The sequence below is a fragment of the Collinsella sp. LCP21S3_D3 genome, from assembly GCF_052118305.1.
Classification (GTDB): Bacteria; Actinomycetota; Coriobacteriia; order Coriobacteriales; family Coriobacteriaceae; genus Collinsella.
In genome coordinates this window covers 24410-41254 of record NZ_JBQKHK010000016.1, presented here as the reverse complement: position 1 = coordinate 41254, position 16845 = coordinate 24410, and the positions used below count along the sequence as shown (strand labels likewise).

The following is a 16845-nucleotide window of genomic DNA, read 5'->3' as shown; positions in this document are numbered from 1 at the left end:
GCGACACATCTGGTGTGTCCATCCTCGCAGTATCCGGTTCTCAAGGTGCACGCCTGCGCGTCTCATCCGGTCCGACCGGGCCGCGCGGCAAGGAGATATATTGCCAGACCGGAGGGGCCCCGGGGGCGGGAATCACGCACTCCATATTTTGTTCACAAATAAATTGATCCTTCAGCTGTTCCACTGAAGTCATATCTGAAGCATCGGCTTCCGGTATTGGCGATGACCAGCTGGTTTATAGGTGTTGAGGTATCGGTCATCTCTGGTGCGCTACTTTACTCTAACGGCATCTGGTTTTGGTTTCCTGTCGGTAAAAGGCTGGTTTTGGCCGCCAGGCGTCCTTATATATAGAGAAGATCGGGTTCGAACCCGTGCACCGGCAACAAAAAAGCGGCCGGCATCCGCCAGTCGCTTTTCTATTCTATGGTGGGCCGTCAGGGGTTCGCGCCCGCTGCGCGGGCGGCCGCTTCGGCGCCTCCGCGCCTCGCGCGCTGCGCTGGCAAACGCTGACGCGTTTCCTCAGCTCCGCGCCCTTTCGGGTTCGAACCCGTGCACCGGCAACAAAAAAGCGGCCGGCATCCGCCAGTCGCTTTTCTATTCTATGGTGGGCCGTCAGGGGTTCGAACCCTGGACCTTGGGATTAAAAGTCCCCTGCTCTGCCAGCTGAGCTAACGGCCCGCGGATGGCATTGTACCACGGTCTGAGACTATTCCCAACTCCATTGGCCGTTCTGGAAAATCACAATTTCACGTCCATCAGGTGTAATGCCCGTAACATCGATGTCGTCCGTGCCAATCATAAAGTCAACGTGCGTGCTCGAAACGTTGACGCCATGCTCCAGAAGTTCCTCTTTGGACATGTCATACCCGCTTTCGATGCACTCGGGAAAACCGACACCCAACGCAAGGTGACAACTGGCGTTCTCGTCATAGAGTGTGTCGTAGAATAGAATGCCGCTTTCACGAATCGGTGTGTTCTTGGAAATAAGCGCGACCTCGCCCAGATGAGCAGCACCTTCATCGGTTTCAATAATGCTCGCAAGCGTTGCCTTACCCACGCGAGCGTCATAGTCCACTACGCGGCCGTTCTCGAACTTAATCCAAAAATCGTCAACCTTATTGCCGTGGTGAATGAGCGGCATAGCCGAGTACACGATGCCGTCGGCGCGCATACGATCGGGCGAGGTGAAGACCTCCTCGGTGGGAATGTTGGGGAAGAAAGGGTGACCGTCGGGAGTTTTTCCCTTGCCGCCGGCCCACTCATGGCCTTTCGTCATTCCAATCGTCAGATCAGTTCCATTCGAAGCGGTGTAGTGCAGGCAATCAAATTGATTATCGTTTAGGAAGCGCAGGTTTTTTTCGAATGTGGCGTCATGGAGCTCCCAGTCGCTCTCCGGGTCCTGGCCATCAGCACGAGCGGTGTGCAGAATCGCATTCCACAGCTTATAGACTGCAACCTCATCGGCGTCTCCCGGGAATACCTCGCGCGCCCAAGCAGCGACCGGAGCGCCGGCGATGCACCACGGGTTAATGTTGTAGTCCAGTCCACGGCGGAAGACCTTACACTGCATGTTCCTCGCCTTAGAAGCTGCGGCAGGCTTAGCGGGATCGATGCCCTTGAGGGCAGCAGGGTCCGTGCCCTCAATAAAGATAAAGCAGGCTCCGTCCTGAGCCAACGAATCCAGCTGCATGCGCTTCCACTCGGGAGTCTGCTCAAAATAGCTTTTCTCGACATGCTCGTAGGTAAGCCTCGTCACGGCATCGTCAGCCCAGATGACCGTCACGTGACCGGCACCGGCGTCATAAGCCTCCGCAACCACCACGCGCGCAAATGACGCGCACTCGACGGGAGACTGAACGACGACCTCCTGACCGGGCTTAACGTTGACGCCCTTGCGGACAACGAGACGCGCATAATTTTTAATCTTGGGCTCCAGGGACTTCATACCCTCCAGAGCCTCTTCGACCGTCAGGGCAGCTCGAATCATGTGCCACTCCATCTATCTACAGGACAGTAAAAAGGCGCGCCGCAAAAAACGACGCGCCTTATATCTTAGCGATATCTATAGGTTGTAACGCTACTACTTCTTCTTGGAGGCCTTCTTGTCCTCTTTGGCAGCCGAGCGCTCGATAATAGCGTTGAGCTTGTTATCGGACATGCCCTCGGCCTGCGCGCGATACATATTACGCAAGGGACGGATGCGCACGAAGTCGTAGATGAAGTCACCCAGAATGACGATGTAGGACAAAACAATGCCGGCCATCTGGACGGGGCTGGACACCATGCCAGCGGGAGCGAAGTACAGCGAAGACCAAATGGCCACGACGAGCACCATGCCGATAGTAAGCACGGCCCACCAGATGCGACGGCGCTTGGTGTAGTCCTCATCCTGCTTGAGAAGAATGCTCGACACCGTGTAGATGCGGTCCTCCTTGGCGCGCCGCTTAGCCTTGCGGGCGCGCTTCTCCTCTTTAGAGAGGCCCTCGAGGCTCTCGCCCTTCTCGAGCTCCTTGCGGCGTGCCTTGGATGATGCCGGCACGACGTGAACAGAACTCGCTGCCTGACGAGCTGGCTTGGCGGATGCGGCGGACTTGCGCGCAACCCCGGTAACCTCGTGGGATTGCGTGCGCTTGTTCGTGGCGCTACGGGTACTCACTTACGCGTTCTCCTTCATGCTTGTAAACTGGGAGCCCGTGATGATCTGGAAGGCCTCGCGATAGCGCTCGGACGTGCCATCGATGACCTCGGCGGGCAGATGCGGGGTCTCCCCCGTCATATCCCAGTTGGCCTTGAGCCAATTGCGGACGAATTGCTTGTCGTAGCTAGGCTGAATCTTACCCTCCTCGTAGCTGGCGGCAGGCCAGAAACGGCTGGAGTCGGGCGTGAGGCACTCGTCGATCAGCGTGACCTTGCCATCGATGACACCAAACTCAAACTTGGTGTCGGCAATGATGATGCCACGGGTCGCTGCATACTCGGCGGCAGCCTTGTAGATCTTAAGAGATAGATCGCGGATCTGCGTGGCGATGTCCTCGCCAACGATCTCGCAGCAACGCTCAAACGAGATATTCTCGTCGTGATCACCGATCTCGGCCTTCGTGGACGGGGTGAACAGCGGCTCGGGGAGCTTAGAGGCCTCGGTCAGGCCCTCAGGCAGCTGGATGCCGCAGACGGTGCCGTTCTCGTCGTAGGTCTTCTTGCCCGAACCGGTCAGATAGCCGCGGACGATGCACTCGATAGGAATCGTCTGGGCCTTCTTAACCAGCATGGCGCGGCCTGCGAGATAGTCACGATACTCGGCAAACTCCTTGGGGAAATCCGCCGGATCGATGGAGACGAGGTGATTGGGGACGATATCGGCAAACTTGTCGAACCAGAACGCCGAGATACGGTTGAGCACCTCTCCCTTAAACGGAATTTCGTCGGGAAGAATAAAGTCGAACGCAGAAATGCGATCGGTGGCGACCATCAACAGGTTTTCGCCGGCATCGTAGATATCACGAACCTTGCCACGGGAATCCGGACGACGCTCCATCGTTGTCACGTGAGTCACTCCTTACCTAAATACGACAGAAATGCGGGTTCTTTACCGCACGTTTTCGCAAACTCGGAGCGGCAGGGACGCGGTCCCTCCTTCACCGAATAGCGAAAAGCTAGTGCTCCATTGTAGTAGATGCCGCGTCCGCCGTGTGCTCGCGGGGCAGATGAATCGTAAAAGTCGTACCCTTTCCAAGCTCCGACTCCACGGATATGTAGCCATGGTGACGCTCGACGATCTGTTTAGTTACGGCGAGGCCGACGCCCAGGCCGCCAGCTTCGCGGGCGCGGCTGGCATCGGCGCGCCAAAATCGTCCGAAGATACGCGACAGATCGTCCTTGGCAATACCGATACCGGTATCCGAAACGGCAATACTGACATGCTTGCGGCCACTGAGCACCGACACTACGACCCAACCGCCCTCGGGGGTGTAGCGCATGGCGTTGCTCATGAGGTTGATGACGCATTGCGTGATCATGTCGGGATCGGCCTCGACGACATCGTCGTGCCCCTGGGTTTCATCTGCAAAGCGAAGGCGAAGGTCACGGTCGGCAAACAGACGCTCCTGGCCGTTCACAATCGATCGCACGAACGGAACCATGTCCACCGGTTCGAGATTGAGCGGAGCCGTGCTGTTTTCCATACGCGATAGGTCAAGCATCTGCTGCACCAAACGAGCCAGGCGACGCGTCTCGGAAGCGACCGTCTCCAGATGCTCGTCGTCGGTGGGGTACACGCCGTCTTGCATGGCCTCGACCGTTGCAAGCATGGCCATGAGCGGTGTACGAAGCTCGTGTGCGACATCCGAGGTCAGGCGCTTTTCGTGCTTCATATCTTTCTCGAGCGAGGTGGCCATCTCGTCAAAGGTCTCACCCAGCTGGTCGATTTCGTCATCGCCGCGCAAGCCCGTACGAGCAGACAGATCGCCGTCGCGAATTTGCTTGGCTGTGCTCGTAATACGATGAATCGGCTTGGTAAGCATGCGCGACACGAGCGATCCGATAACGACCGAGATGCAGATTGCAACAACCGCGGCAAGAGCCATGGCGTTAAAGGTCTTCTCCCTAAACGCAGAATCTGCCTTAGTGAGCAGAGCGTCGGAGCCGATAGCCCATAGCTTTACCTGTCCGACATGCTCGCCAGAGGACGTAACGATTTCGACGTTGGCAACGCTATCGGAGTCGGTGGGCGCTGACGAGACCGGGCTATGCGAGGCCTTTTTACCGCTCGAGCTGCTCGACGGCAATTCGCTCTCGCGCACATCGGCGGTCGCACTTGCCGAAGGCCATGAGTCGTCATAAACGACAACGCCCTTTTTGTTGACGACCTGCATACCCAGGTCGTCGGACACCAAGCTCGATGTCGCGACCGTGCGCAGCTCGCCCGCAGTCCAATTGCCGTTTTCCTCATACGACGTCGCAAGCTTTTCGGCAGCAGAATTGGCGATCTCGACGATATTGGAGCGCGTGTAATCCGAAAAGACGGTACCCCACACAACGGAGACAACGCCCACCAGCACCAATACCGTCATGAGCGATGTCAGGGCAAAAGCCAAAGCCATACGCGAGGGATAGCTCATCGCCGGCCGTGAATCGGAACGAGGCGTGTTCCAACTTGCCTTGGAACCCGCCTCGTTCTCCTGCTTGTGCTTTTGTCCGATTTCAAAGCGCGCAGGTGTCATATGTGATTTACCTATTTCTCGTCCGACTTATCGGTCTTGGCCGGAGCCTCGAAGCGATAACCGACGCCGTGAACGGTATAGAGCCACTTAGGCTTCTTGGGGTCGTCGCCCAGCTTGGCGCGAAGGTTCTTCACGTGGCTGTCGATGGTGCGCTCGTAGCCCTCAAAGTCGTAGCCGAGCACCTTCTCGACCAGTTCCATACGGTTATAGACGCGACCGGGATGGCGAGCAAGCGTGGTAAGCAGCTTAAACTCGGAAGCGGTCAAATCGACTTCCTTGCCCTCGACCAAGATCTTGTGGCCCGAGATATCGATGACCAGATCGCCAAAGTCGAGTACCTCAACGGCGGGCTCGTCTGCCTGGTGAGCACGACGGAACAGGGCGCGAACGCGGGCGACGAGCTCGCGCGGCGAGAACGGCTTGATCAGGTAGTCGTCGGCACCAAGCTCGAGGCCGATGATGCGATCCTCGATCTCGCCCTTGGCGGTAAGCATGATGATGGGCACATCCGAGGTATCGCGGATAGTGCGGCAAACGCGCTCGCCGGGGATCTTGGGGAGCATAAGGTCGAGCACAACCAGGTCGAACTGGTGCTTCTCGAACTCCTCGATCGCAGACTGGCCATCGCCAACGCCAACAACCCAGTAGCCCTCGCGCTCGAGATAGGCAGCGACAGCGTCACGGATCGCCTTCTCGTCCTCGACCAGCAGAATCTTTTTTGCATCTGAAGCCATAACACGGCCCCCCTGTCTCAATTAGCTAAGAACAAGCCCATTTTAACGCACCTGAGCCCACCGGGCATCGCATGGGCGCGACAGCTCGGCGGGCGGTACTCACGGTTACAATGGGCTTATTCCCCCGTTGGCGCCTTTTTAACCCCTCGGCGCTAAAGAGAGAACAGGCGAGCGGTAACCGTCTCGGGAATTCCTTGGCTATTGCGCACCGTGGCATAGGTTAAAAACGTATTCGATTTTCCCGCCGTAGCTGGATAATCGCCATATTCGAGAGCACGGTCGGGCGACAGCAGTGAACCATAGGTTTTAGCGGAGGTATCGATCAGAAAATGCGACGCCTGAACCTTAACCAGATATTTGCCCTTCCTGCCGGCGGCGCACGCAAGCGGTTCGCGCGATAGAAATTGATACGGGCCGCCCTCGTTACCAATGTAGGTACCCATATTGCCCAGGCCGCCCACGCCGGCATAGGTCGCCTCAATGGAGAACACAAACGTATCGCCCATATATACGGCCTCGAAAGGTGACACCGACGAAGGAAGGACCAGCTGAGCCCTCTTGGTATTGTTGCCGTCCGTCAGGTCGATCGCCGTCATGCCGTAATAGACGCCCTCGTCATTGCGCACGCGGGGTGAGATAGTCAGGATGCCATCGCTCACGCGCGGTGCAGACGCAAAGCGGCCTGTCGACTTCCAGATTGCCTCCGCTTTAGATTCATCGAGCGAACGGCGGTAGCAATATGAATCGCTGCCGGTCTTATTGCCACCGGTCGAAGGCATCTTGTACCAGATGACCGACGAGTCAAAGGCGGTAAACAGCGGAGGGTCGTAATCCTCACCGCCGCGATCAAGCTCAACGGCATTACCAGTAAGCGCCGCGCCCGACAGGGTTTGCGCATAGAGCTTCCACGACGAATTCGCGTAGTTCATCTCAACCCACGCAAACACGCTATCGGTGGCGCGAACGTCGTAAAACGCATAACCGGAACCCTCGACAGGATCGTCGATCAACGTGGTGAGTGAGCCGTCCCCCATGTTGAACACGCCAAGCGTGTTGGCATGCAGCGCAGATGCGGGCGCCATCATCGCCGCAGCGTAACCGCCATCGCAGTAATACAGGAGCGTCCCCAATGGCAACGTCCACGACGCCGTCGGCTTAAGATCAATGTCGACGGCCTCATACTCTTCGGTAATCGAGACGATCTTGGAATCATCTTTGATAACCTGCGGCTCACCGGCAGCATCATCGCTGGTGCCCGTTTTTTTCGAGCACCCCGCAAGCAGCGTGGCAGCACTCGCGGCAGCACCACCCAACACAAATCCTCGGCGCGTTACCCCATTCTTAACGCGATCAAAAATACTCATTAGGCAATCTCGGCACGCGCGGCCTCGATGGCACGCGTAAGCTGGTCGGCACAGGAGGTCTTTTTCGTGCCGCACGTATTGCCGGCCAACACCTCAATCACACGATCGGAAGAAACACCTTCGACCAATTTAGAGATGGCCTTGAGGTTGCCGTTGCAGCCGCCGGTAAACTCAACGCCCAGCACTTTGCTGCCGTCATCGGAAAGATTGAGGTGAATATTGCGAGTACACACGCCCTGGGGCTTGTAATCAAACGAAATCATGCGATCTCCTTCTCAGAATGTCATTCGAGACGACTATTATCCCCGTCTTTCCATAAATGCAACGAGGCGCTTTACCGGCAACACACATTACCAGCAAAGCGCCCTAAAAAGCTAACGTTATGCCCGAACCTACTCGAAGCTCAGCTGCTCCAGACGATCGAAGACCGTATCGATGCGGGTGAGGAAGTCCCACGGATCAAAGATCTCGTCGAGCTTCTCCTGGCTGACGGTGCAGCGCGGATCGGCCTCGAGGCGCTCCTTGAAGGTGGGGCCGGAAACGCAGTCCTGCACCTCATGCCAGGTCGCCATGGCGTTTTCCTGCACGATTGCGTAGGCTTCCTCACGGGTAATGCCCGTATCGACGAGGGCCAACAGAACCTTGGAGGAGAAGATGAGACCGCGGGTCTTGTTGAGGTTGGCCATCATGCGAGCCGGATACAGCTGGAGGCCATCGATAACGCGGATAAGGCACTGGAACATGTGGTCAAGCGCGATAAAGCTATCGGCCTGGGCGACGCGCTCGGCAGAAGAGTGCGAAATGTCACGCTCATGCCACAGGGCGACGTTGTCGAAGGCGACCTGGGCGTTGGACTTCACGACGCGCGACAGGCCGCAGACCTTCTCCATGGTGATGGGGTTACGCTTGTGCGGCATGGCGGAGCTGCCCTTTTGACCCTTGCGGAACGGCTCCTCGGCCTCGAGCGTATCGGTCTTCTGCAGATTGCGAACCTCGGTAGCGATACGCTCGCAGGTGGCCGCCGTGGTGGCGAGGACGCCAGCGAGGTAGGCATGATGGTCGCGGCTGATAACCTGCGTGGACAGTGGGTCGTGAACCAAACCCAGGTGCTCGCAGACATACTCCTCGACAAACGGCTCGATGGAGCTGTAGGTGCCAACGGCACCCGAGATGGCACCGAAGGCGACGTTCTTGCGAGCGTCCTCAAGGCGGTCCAGATCGCGCTTGAGCTCCCAGGCCCAAGAGCCAAACTTCATACCAAAGGTCATAGGCTCGGCGTGGATGCCGTGAGTGCGACCGGCGCAGAGCGTGTTACGCTCCTCGAAAGCGCGACGTTTGCAGATCTCGCCGAGTTTCTTGACGTCCTCGATAATTAGGTCGCAGGCCTGGGTGAGCTGATAGCACAGGGCCGTATCGCCCAAGTCAGAGCTGGTCATGCCATAGTGAACCCAACGGCTGGGCTTAGGCTCGCCCTCGGGAACATCGGCGTCGATATACTCCTTCATATTGGTCAGGAAGGCAATGACGTCATGGCGCGTGACTTCTTCGATCTCGTCGACCTTCGCCTTCTCAAAGTTGGCGTGGTCGCGGATCCACTGAGCTTCTTCTTTAGAAATACCGATCTTGCCGAGCTCCGCCTGGGCCTCGCAGGCCAGAACCTCAATCTCCTGCCAAATGGCGTACTTGTTCTCGAGGGAGAAGATGTGTCCCATCTCCGGGCGGGTATAGCGATCGATCATAGCGGCTCCTTTTTGGTTATTGGCACGTTGGTCGTAACCCAACCATTGTACCGTGCGCAGGTGCAAGTATAGGCAGCAGGTATTAACCTAACATTTTGCCATTTGCCTAACGTTCACACCTTGTCGGGTTCGAGTCCCGGCGCTTTATTGAAAAAAGCACGACACCGTGATGGTGCCGTGCTTGTACTTTTAACTGGAGCGGGCAACGGGACATCCGCGCATTTGCTTCGCAAATCCGCACCGGCTTCAGGCGCCTGTCGGCGCCTTCACCTGCTCGCTACAAACGCTTCGCGTTTGCTTAACGCTCACACCCTGTCGGGTTCGAGTCCCGGCACTTTATTGAAAAAAGCACGACACCGTGATGGTGCCGTGCTTGTACTTTTAACTGGAGCGGGCAACGGGACTCGAACCCGCGAGTGTCAGCTTGGGAAGCTGATGCCTTACCACTTGGCGATGCCCGCATATGTGGGGGATAGTATAACGCGGTTGTCTTGTTTGATACAAGGGCGCCAACCCTTGTTTTACGCATGGAAAATCATCTTCTTGTTGCTCGAATTGCGAAAACAGGGACTCGAGTAACCTGTTTTACACCGTCTTCTACCTGCTCTTTTGTTTGATTATCTAAAACCGGTCTCCATCTGTTGGGAACTTGGCAAGTTCTTGGTCAGCTCGCGGTACTTACCCGTATGACCCCCGGCGCTAATCTCATCCCACGCGCCACAATCTCCCAGCGCGGCGCACAAAGGATAAGGAGCAGCCATGTCCAATGCACCCACGCACTCTGTCCACAGCGCAATCGCAACAGCACCGCTGCTCCTATTCCTCTTGTTGTTTCTAGCCTGCGCCACGCCTGGCACCGCCTGCGCCGTCGACGGAAACGATACGCTTAGTTTTCGCACCATCAGCGATATGTGCGGACCGTTTGGCATTGGCAAGTACGAGGCACAAGACGCCTCGATTTCTTACTGCATGAACCAAGACTGCCCCGGCCCCAGCAGCCCGGGAGGACCCTGGCGGACCTACAATCAGGGTTGGACATGGCTCGACAACGAGTTTGCCGCCGTCATCTGCCATGGATACCCTTCCGCCACATCATTTGGCGGCCATAACCTAACGGCCGAACGCGCCCGCGCCGCAACCCAGATTGCCGTGTGGATGCTCAAAGGAACCACGCGCCCCGATGGCTCTTTTGCGTATACAAACAACGCCGGCGTTGCCAAAAGCGGCAAGTTCAATCAAGACGCCGAGGTTGTCGCGGCGGCGCGCTGGCTCTACGACAACGCAAAAGCCGGAAATATTAAGGCCGACCCGCATCGCGCCAGACGCTATCACGGACCTGTCTCTAACGAAGGCCGTCACCAGGATATGCTCTACGTTTTGCCCACCATCAACGTATCCTTTGAGAAAAGATCTGCAAACACTGTCATTACCAGCGGGAACGATACGTATCAGTTAGGTGGGGCGACGTTTAACATCTTTGAGAAAAACACGGACAAACACGTCGGCAGCATCAAAATGGACGGCAACGGTCGTGCACGGGCAACACTTTTGCCCAACACGGCATATTACCTAATCGAAACCAAAGCGCCGACAGGCTATCTGTCCCGACGCGATCGCATTGACTTTACCACCGGAAAAAGCGACGGACATGTCACAATCAACGAGCAGCCAGGTTCTATCACGCTGCGTGTCGTCAAAACCGATGCCGCCACGAATGCCGGAGCGCAAGCGGGAACCTCGCTCGCCAAAGCCGAATTTACCTGTGTCTCGCAATCTACCCCTGGGTGGACGCGCACCTTCACGACCGAAGGCGATGGCCAGGCGACCTTAAGCGGCATTCCCCTGGGAACCTTTACCCTCTACGAATCGAAAGCGCCAGAGGGCTACCTGCTCCCCCATGACAGCTGGACCTATACGGTCGGTCCCAATCAACTAAACGACATGGGCGTCGTTGAGCTCGAACGCCGCATCCCCAATACTCATATTGCGTTTGACCTCGAGATTTCCAAGTTCAAGGATTACGGGAACGGCGAGCAATCGGGATTAGAACAGCCAGCGGAAGGCGTCGTCTTTGAAATCGTCAGCAACAGCTCTAAGCAGGTCGTAGGCACATTGACGACAAATATCTATGGCTTCGCATCCACCAAAGACCAGCCCAAGGCCTGGTTTGGCGCGGGCACACGACCGGACGGCGTCCATGGAGCCATCCCCTACGATCGTGAGGGGTATACCGTTCGCGAGGTCCCGGAAACTGTTCCCGCAGGCTTCAAGCGGGCAGAGGATTGGACCATCGCGCCCGAGCAAATCGCCGACGGAGCCAAGCTTCAGTACATAGTGGACAATCACACCCTTTCGACACATCTCCAAATCATCAAACGCGATGCCCAGACGGGAGCTTCCGTCCCCCTTGCCGGCTTTAGTTTTCAGCTGCTCAACAGCAACCGTGAACCCATCTCTCAAACATGCTGGTATCCGACGCACAACGTTATGAACACCTTTACCACCAATGCGACCGGCACCGTCACGTTGCCAGAATCGCTCAAGCCGGGCACATATTACGTACGAGAAGTCGCAGCCAAAGCGCCCTACCTTGTGGGCGACGAACTGAAGGTGACGATTCCTGCCGATGCAGATCTCACACCTATCGCCGCCGTCTCGTATTTCAACAGCGCGGCAACCGGAAGCATCGAGATCGCGAAGGCTGACGCAGTAGACGGCAGTGCCCTATCTGGTGCCAAGTTTGAAATTCGCGCTGCCGACGATATCGTTTGCCCCGATGGCCACATTGCCGCCCTTGCCGGTGAAGCCGTTGCCGCCGTCACAACTGATGAACAGGGTAAAGCTCGCGTAGACAACCTTTCGCTGGGTTGCGGAACGGCACGATACGAAGTCGTTGAAACCCAGTCTCCCGACGGCTATCTACTTGATCGGACAGCACATATCGTTGAGCTTACTTATATCGACCAGAAGGTCCCCGTGGTCGAGTCGCAGATCGAATTGTCTAATGATTTCTCCAAGGTCGATTTCTCCAAGGTCGATATAACAGACAAGCATGAAGTTAAAGGCGCCCGACTGGTCTTATGCGACGCCGATGGAACAGAAATTGATTCTTGGATATCATCCGAGCAGCCCCATCGCGTGGAGCACCTTGAACCCGGTTCTTATACCCTACGCGAAACAATGTCCCCGCGCTCCTATGACCTCGCTGAAGACGTATCCTTTGAAGTCGAGGATACGGGGAAGATCCAGGCCGTAACCATGACGGATGCACCGATTGAGATTAAGGGGAGCGTCGACAAGCGACAAGAAATCGCGCGGCCAACCGCAAAGGGAACAGTGGCGAACGGCGACGGTAAAAACCGGGCGGCGACGCAACCCGACAGTAAGGGCTCCTATTCCTACACCATCGACGCTCAAAACGAATCGAGCACCTGGGTCGACGAGTTCACCGTCACCGACGATCTCGAATGTGCCAAAGACGGCACGGCCAAACTTGTCGCCATTAAAACCCCGATCGCCGTCGGCGACTTAAACGGGCTCTGCAATGTTTGGTATCGAACGTCACCGGCAGACAAGTTGGGCATAAAGGAAAAGGCCAACGCCACACTTGACGATGAACACACCAACCCGTGGCTCGAGACAGCCGAGGTCAAAGAGCGGCTGGGCGAGGATGTGCGGATTGTCGATTACGACGGCTGGAGTCTTTGGAAAGCCGATGTCTCGACCACGGAGTCTTCCACCCTCGAAGTAAAGGACCTTACGCTTTCGGACGACGATGTTATCACGGGGATTCGCTTTGAGTATGGCTCGGTTTCCGCAGACTTTACGACCCGGCGCGACAACGATTCTTGGAATCGCAATGGGCTTAAAGACGAGCATGACGACCTTGACGACGCGACGGCATCCCTCAAATCGGATTTACACGGAGCAATCATCCGGATGTGTGCAACCTCATCCTATACGCCCCAAACCGCACTCGCCAACAGTGCCCGTGTTGACCTTTGCCGCAACGGAGGAGGCGAAAAACTCGAGTCGCACGATAAAGATCGTGTTGTTCAAAAATGCGCCATTCCGCAGGATCTTCCAAATACGGGCAATGCACCCATCATCTCTTTTCTCACCGCATTATTGACCGCCGGTGGCACAGCAATTTGGCTCACTTGGCTAAGCTCGGTATCAAAAGAGGAGTAGGTAGAAATAGCGGGCGAGCCGATATGCCGGCTCGCCCGCTATCTGGCGTATGTAACCAAAGGCTATTCCGTAGACGCAGACCCACCGTCAACAAGTTCCAGATCGCCATCCGAAATGCCGTCGGCACCCAAACTCTGCTCTTGCTCCACCTCTTCGCTCATCGTGGACCTGGGCGTCGACCCCTTAGCGCCCACGATATATGCGGCCCCCAGACCCATGGCGATGGCGATCAAAAACAGAACCACATAGACGGGCCAATGGCGTTTGATGTATGAAAACACACTAACTCCTTAGAGGTCCACTACGAACGGCGGATGACCTCGGTGACAACCTCGGACACCGTAGCGATGTTCGTCGGGTTGACGTTGTACGGCAAATCGTCTTCGGTGCGCGCGCAGGCAAGACGCGGGCCATCGACACCGGCAATTGTGAGGGCGCGACGGCTCGCCTCGAGCGCGGCATAGGCATCGGTCTTGGCATAGGGCATCTCAAACGCGCCACAATCAACGTGGAACGACTTGCACACCTTGCTGACCAGATTCATGATGCGGCGATCACCCTTGAGCAACTGCTGCTCGCCTTCGACCGTCACGACCGAAAGCCTACCGGCTCCAATGGACTCAAGATTGATAAAGAACACACCACGCAGCTTATCGCGATGGGCTTCGAGGAACGCCTTCATACCGGCGCCGTCACAATCCGAGGCACCCGTTGCCACAAACCAGATATCGTGACCAAGCAGCTCGTCATCACCCATGGAGGCAACAGCCGAAAGCATGTCCTCGGCAGAAGCGCCGTCAGAAGAGGTGGCACCGCCCTTCCAGCCGTTATCATCGTCCTCAAAGTTATCCCAAGAGCCGATACCGCGGCCAGACTTCTTGGCATCGTAGTCATCCTCGACGCCCAGCCAGTCGCTCATGCTGTTCTGCTCATTCTTCTTTTTGCGTCCGAACAAGCCGCCCAGACCGCGCTTCTGAGGCTTTGCCTCCTTGGCGACGGGAGCCGAGATGGTTTCGATGGGCTGAGCGCCCGAAGAAACGGGCATGGAGGGGGCAACCGGTGCCGACGTGGGCTCGGGCCCCTGAGCCGTCGCGAAAGGATCGTCGGCCTGAGCCGAGGGGTCGGGGAGATCGAAGAGGGATGTGCGGGATGCGACGTTGGCCTGCTGCATCGAGGGCAGCGACGGATCGGGGACCGAGGCAAGCGGCGAAGAAGAAGGTGTGGGCACCGGAGCAGAAGCGGGATCGGGGATATTCATCTGCGGACGCGGTGCGGCCTTGGACGAAATCTGCGCCATGAGCGAATCAACCGTCTCGACCTGCACCGATGCGGGGTTGGCAACCGTGGAGCCGGGATCGCTCGGGGCAGGCATGGTAAAGATCTGCGTAGAGTACGGCCTGGACTCATCGGCGTTAGAAACCACCGGGGTCTCTTCTTGCTCAACGACGACCGTCGCGTCGGCTTCAATCTCGTCGGCGATGTTCGTCTCGGCGACAACGTTCTCAACCTGCTCGGCATCGACACTCTCAGCCGGCTCGGCTTCGGGCGCCTCGATCTCATCTGCAGCATCCTGGGACTCATCGGAAACAGAAAGGGGCTCGGCGATGGCAGTACCCTGCTTCTCGAACGTTATCGTGGCATCGAACTTCGCGGCATCGAGCGTCTCGGTGGCGTCGATTGGCTGCTGGGCCTCAAAGGACGTCGTAGCCTCGGCGACCTCCGTCGCGGCAGGCTGCTCAGCCTCATGCTGTTCAAATTCCCGCGCCGCACGCTCGCGCTCGGCCTCGGCAGCCTGCTGGTGGGCAATAGCCTCCTGCTCTGCCACCTCGCGCGCAGCGGCACGCTTTTCCTCAAGGTCGTCGACAAGTTTTTTACCCTTAGCGAGTGCGCCCTTAAAGAAGCTTGAAGCGCTGGCTCCAATCGAAGAGAACGCAGATGCTATATCGGCATGGGGCGTCGCGACCGGTAGATCGGCCGAAAAATCGGTATCGCTCTCATAGGAAACGCGCTGCGGATACTCATCGTAATCGCTGGCGGAATCGTCGTACACATCCTGAACCACCGGAGCGGGTGCAGCGGTGTCCGGCTCGGGTGCAGGGCTGGGCTCGGGTTCCGTCTCGGGCTCGGTATCGACGGCGGGCTCGTCGGCAGGCGCGGCGACAGGTTCAACCGAAGCAGACTCGGGATCGATCGTCGGCTCCTCGCCCTCTTCGTAATCAAGCGTGCACGACTCGGGAAGCATCCCCAAGGCACGAATGGCATCAGAACCAAAGCGAATATTACCGGCAGCATTGCGATACAGCTTGGGCTCGGGCTCGCTCGGCTCAGCGACAGCGGGCGCCCCAATCGACTCGACGACATCCTCATCCGCGACCGGCTCGGCAGCAACCTCGGCTTCAGCCTGAGCCTCGGGAGCAATGACACCAATCAGGGTTTCGTCAGCTGAGGCACCCTCAAAGCCATCGATCTGCTCGTCAAAAACTTCGCCCTGCTCGGATTCGGGAGCGATCGGCTGGCCAAACTCGTCCTCGGTGTAGGAGGGCTCTTCGTACTCGATCGTGTTACCGTAGTCGTTTTGCTGCTGGGCAGCGGCATACTCAGCCGCCGCGCGCGCCATCTCCTCGGCACGACGCTTTTGCTCACCAAAATAGTCATCAAACGGAATGTCGTTGGGGAACTCGTTTTCGCCCTGGTAAGGGGCAACGTTATCCATGACACCGAGCATCGCGGCTACAGAAGACTTATTGCAGACCGCACCGGACGTATAGGGAAGAACAAAACGGTTGGCAATGATATTGGCCGCGTTGGCGAGCGCCACAAGAGAGGCGAGGATCGCAACGATCCAAAGCAGAACCTTCAGAGCGCCGGGGAGCGGCAGTATACGCAGAATGGCGACGGCAGCGGGGACAATCGTGGCGACCGGCAGCATCTTGGCGATGAGCGCGCGATACGGCGCGTACGGTTCGCGAGCGAGGAGCTCGGCACGCGGAGAATCGTAATGGGCGACAACAACCACCGGACGGTTGCGCGGAGATGCAAGCGGACCTGTGGCCTTGTGATAGGCAATGACATTTTGACTCACGCCCGTCTTGCCCAGGCGAGAGATAACAGGGCGACCGGTACGCTCGAGCACATACAACACGGCACCGACGATGGCCAGCAGAACACCGATTAAGCCGATGCTGCCGCCAATACCCATAAGCAGGGCACCGGCAAAAGACAGGATGCCTGTGACGGCAAATGCCAGCCTGCTGGGTGCAGGAGCGTTAAATTCCTGGACTTCGGGATCAAAGCCATGATTGCGGAAGATCTGGGCGATATCCTCGGCAGCCAAACGCTCTTCTTCGCTGCACGCCGGCGTGATGCCCGTGCCCTGCAGCAGGTGATTGATATAGTTCTGGGTGTTCGCCATGTGCGCTCCACATCCATAATCCGACAAATAGGCCCAATGCTTGCACATTAGAACCGTATATAGTCGAAAGTATACCCCGAGCGAACGCAATCGGCCGAAATCTGGGCATCTTAACGCACTGAGCGGACAAGGATATAGCCTAATCTCCATATCGGATTAAAATCATGGCATCAAATAACCTTCCCA

11 protein-coding genes and 2 tRNA genes are annotated in these 16845 nt (G+C 57.3%); 1 reads left to right on the top strand and 12 read right to left on the bottom strand.

The features are described from left to right. Positions 1-602: 602 nt before the first annotated feature. The 10 genes from ACTQ1S_RS07730 to ACTQ1S_RS07685 all read right to left on the bottom strand — a co-directional run bounded on the left by ACTQ1S_RS07730 (position 603) and on the right by ACTQ1S_RS07685 (position 9517). A tRNA-Lys gene (locus ACTQ1S_RS07730) sits at positions 603-678 on the bottom strand. 28 nt (positions 679-706) lie between these two features. Beyond that, a complete protein-coding gene (locus tag ACTQ1S_RS07725; RefSeq protein WP_441547441.1) occupies positions 707-1987 on the bottom strand; it encodes an aminopeptidase in 1281 nt (426 codons plus the stop codon). A 93-nt stretch (positions 1988-2080) separates the two neighbouring features. Further along, complete coding sequence (locus tag ACTQ1S_RS07720; RefSeq protein WP_441547440.1) at positions 2081-2656, bottom strand: hypothetical protein; 576 nt, start codon at positions 2654-2656, stop codon at positions 2081-2083. Next, positions 2657-3535, bottom strand: a complete 879-nt coding sequence (locus ACTQ1S_RS07715; RefSeq protein ID WP_154516897.1) for a phosphoribosylaminoimidazolesuccinocarboxamide synthase — start codon at positions 3533-3535, stop codon at positions 2657-2659. A gap of 118 nt (positions 3536-3653) precedes the next feature. Then, positions 3654-5219, bottom strand: a complete 1566-nt coding sequence (locus ACTQ1S_RS07710) for a sensor histidine kinase (protein ID WP_441547439.1) — start codon at positions 5217-5219, stop codon at positions 3654-3656. An 11-nt stretch (positions 5220-5230) separates the two neighbouring features. Continuing rightward, positions 5231-5953 carry a response regulator transcription factor gene (locus ACTQ1S_RS07705; protein WP_006236208.1) on the bottom strand — a complete coding sequence of 241 codons (723 nt, stop codon included), beginning with the start codon at positions 5951-5953 and terminating at the stop codon, positions 5231-5233. 152 nt (positions 5954-6105) lie between these two features. After that, positions 6106-7269, bottom strand: a complete 1164-nt coding sequence (locus tag ACTQ1S_RS07700) for a hypothetical protein (RefSeq protein ID WP_427794048.1) — start codon at positions 7267-7269, stop codon at positions 6106-6108. 47 nt (positions 7270-7316) lie between these two features. Further along, positions 7317-7580 (bottom strand): TIGR03905 family TSCPD domain-containing protein, encoded by a 264-nt coding sequence (locus ACTQ1S_RS07695; protein WP_427717875.1) that lies wholly within the window; start codon positions 7578-7580, stop codon positions 7317-7319. 129 nt (positions 7581-7709) lie between these two features. Next, positions 7710-9056, bottom strand: a complete 1347-nt coding sequence (purB, locus tag ACTQ1S_RS07690) for an adenylosuccinate lyase (RefSeq protein WP_441547438.1) — start codon at positions 9054-9056, stop codon at positions 7710-7712. A gap of 386 nt (positions 9057-9442) precedes the next feature. Beyond that, a tRNA-Gly gene (locus tag ACTQ1S_RS07685) sits at positions 9443-9517 on the bottom strand. Between the two features lie 298 nt (positions 9518-9815). On the opposite strand from ACTQ1S_RS07685, the gene ACTQ1S_RS07680 reads away from it, so the two are divergent. After that, a complete protein-coding gene (locus ACTQ1S_RS07680) occupies positions 9816-13247 on the top strand; it encodes a SpaA isopeptide-forming pilin-related protein (protein WP_441547437.1) in 3432 nt (1143 codons plus the stop codon). Positions 13248-13309: 62 nt separating this feature from the next. Here the strand turns inward: ACTQ1S_RS07680 and ACTQ1S_RS07675 are convergent, their stop codons facing one another. Next, positions 13310-13528, bottom strand: a complete 219-nt coding sequence (locus tag ACTQ1S_RS07675; RefSeq protein ID WP_427729007.1) for a hypothetical protein — start codon at positions 13526-13528, stop codon at positions 13310-13312. Between the two features lie 20 nt (positions 13529-13548). Further along, complete coding sequence (locus tag ACTQ1S_RS07670; protein WP_441547436.1) at positions 13549-16659, bottom strand: hypothetical protein; 3111 nt, start codon at positions 16657-16659, stop codon at positions 13549-13551. Positions 16660-16845 lie beyond the last annotated feature (186 nt).

Bases quoted from the DNA above. Each gene is read 5' to 3' on its own strand.
- ACTQ1S_RS07725 (WP_441547441.1), bottom strand. From the start codon at position 1,987: ATGATTCGAGCTGCCCTGACGGTCGAAGAGGCTCTGGAGGGTATGAAG.
- ACTQ1S_RS07715 (WP_154516897.1), bottom strand. From the start codon at position 3,535: ATGGAGCGTCGTCCGGATTCCCGTGGCAAGGTTCGTGATATCTACGAT.
- ACTQ1S_RS07710 (WP_441547439.1), bottom strand. From the start codon at position 5,219: ATGACACCTGCGCGCTTTGAAATCGGACAAAAGCACAAGCAGGAGAAC.
- ACTQ1S_RS07705 (WP_006236208.1), bottom strand. From the start codon at position 5,953: ATGGCTTCAGATGCAAAAAAGATTCTGCTGGTCGAGGACGAGAAGGCG.
- ACTQ1S_RS07695 (WP_427717875.1), bottom strand. From the start codon at position 7,580: ATGATTTCGTTTGATTACAAGCCCCAGGGCGTGTGTACTCGCAATATT.
- purB (WP_441547438.1), bottom strand. From the start codon at position 9,056: ATGATCGATCGCTATACCCGCCCGGAGATGGGACACATCTTCTCCCTC.
- ACTQ1S_RS07680 (WP_441547437.1), top strand. From the start codon at position 9,816: ATGTCCAATGCACCCACGCACTCTGTCCACAGCGCAATCGCAACAGCA.
- ACTQ1S_RS07670 (WP_441547436.1), bottom strand. From the start codon at position 16,659: ATGGCGAACACCCAGAACTATATCAATCACCTGCTGCAGGGCACGGGC.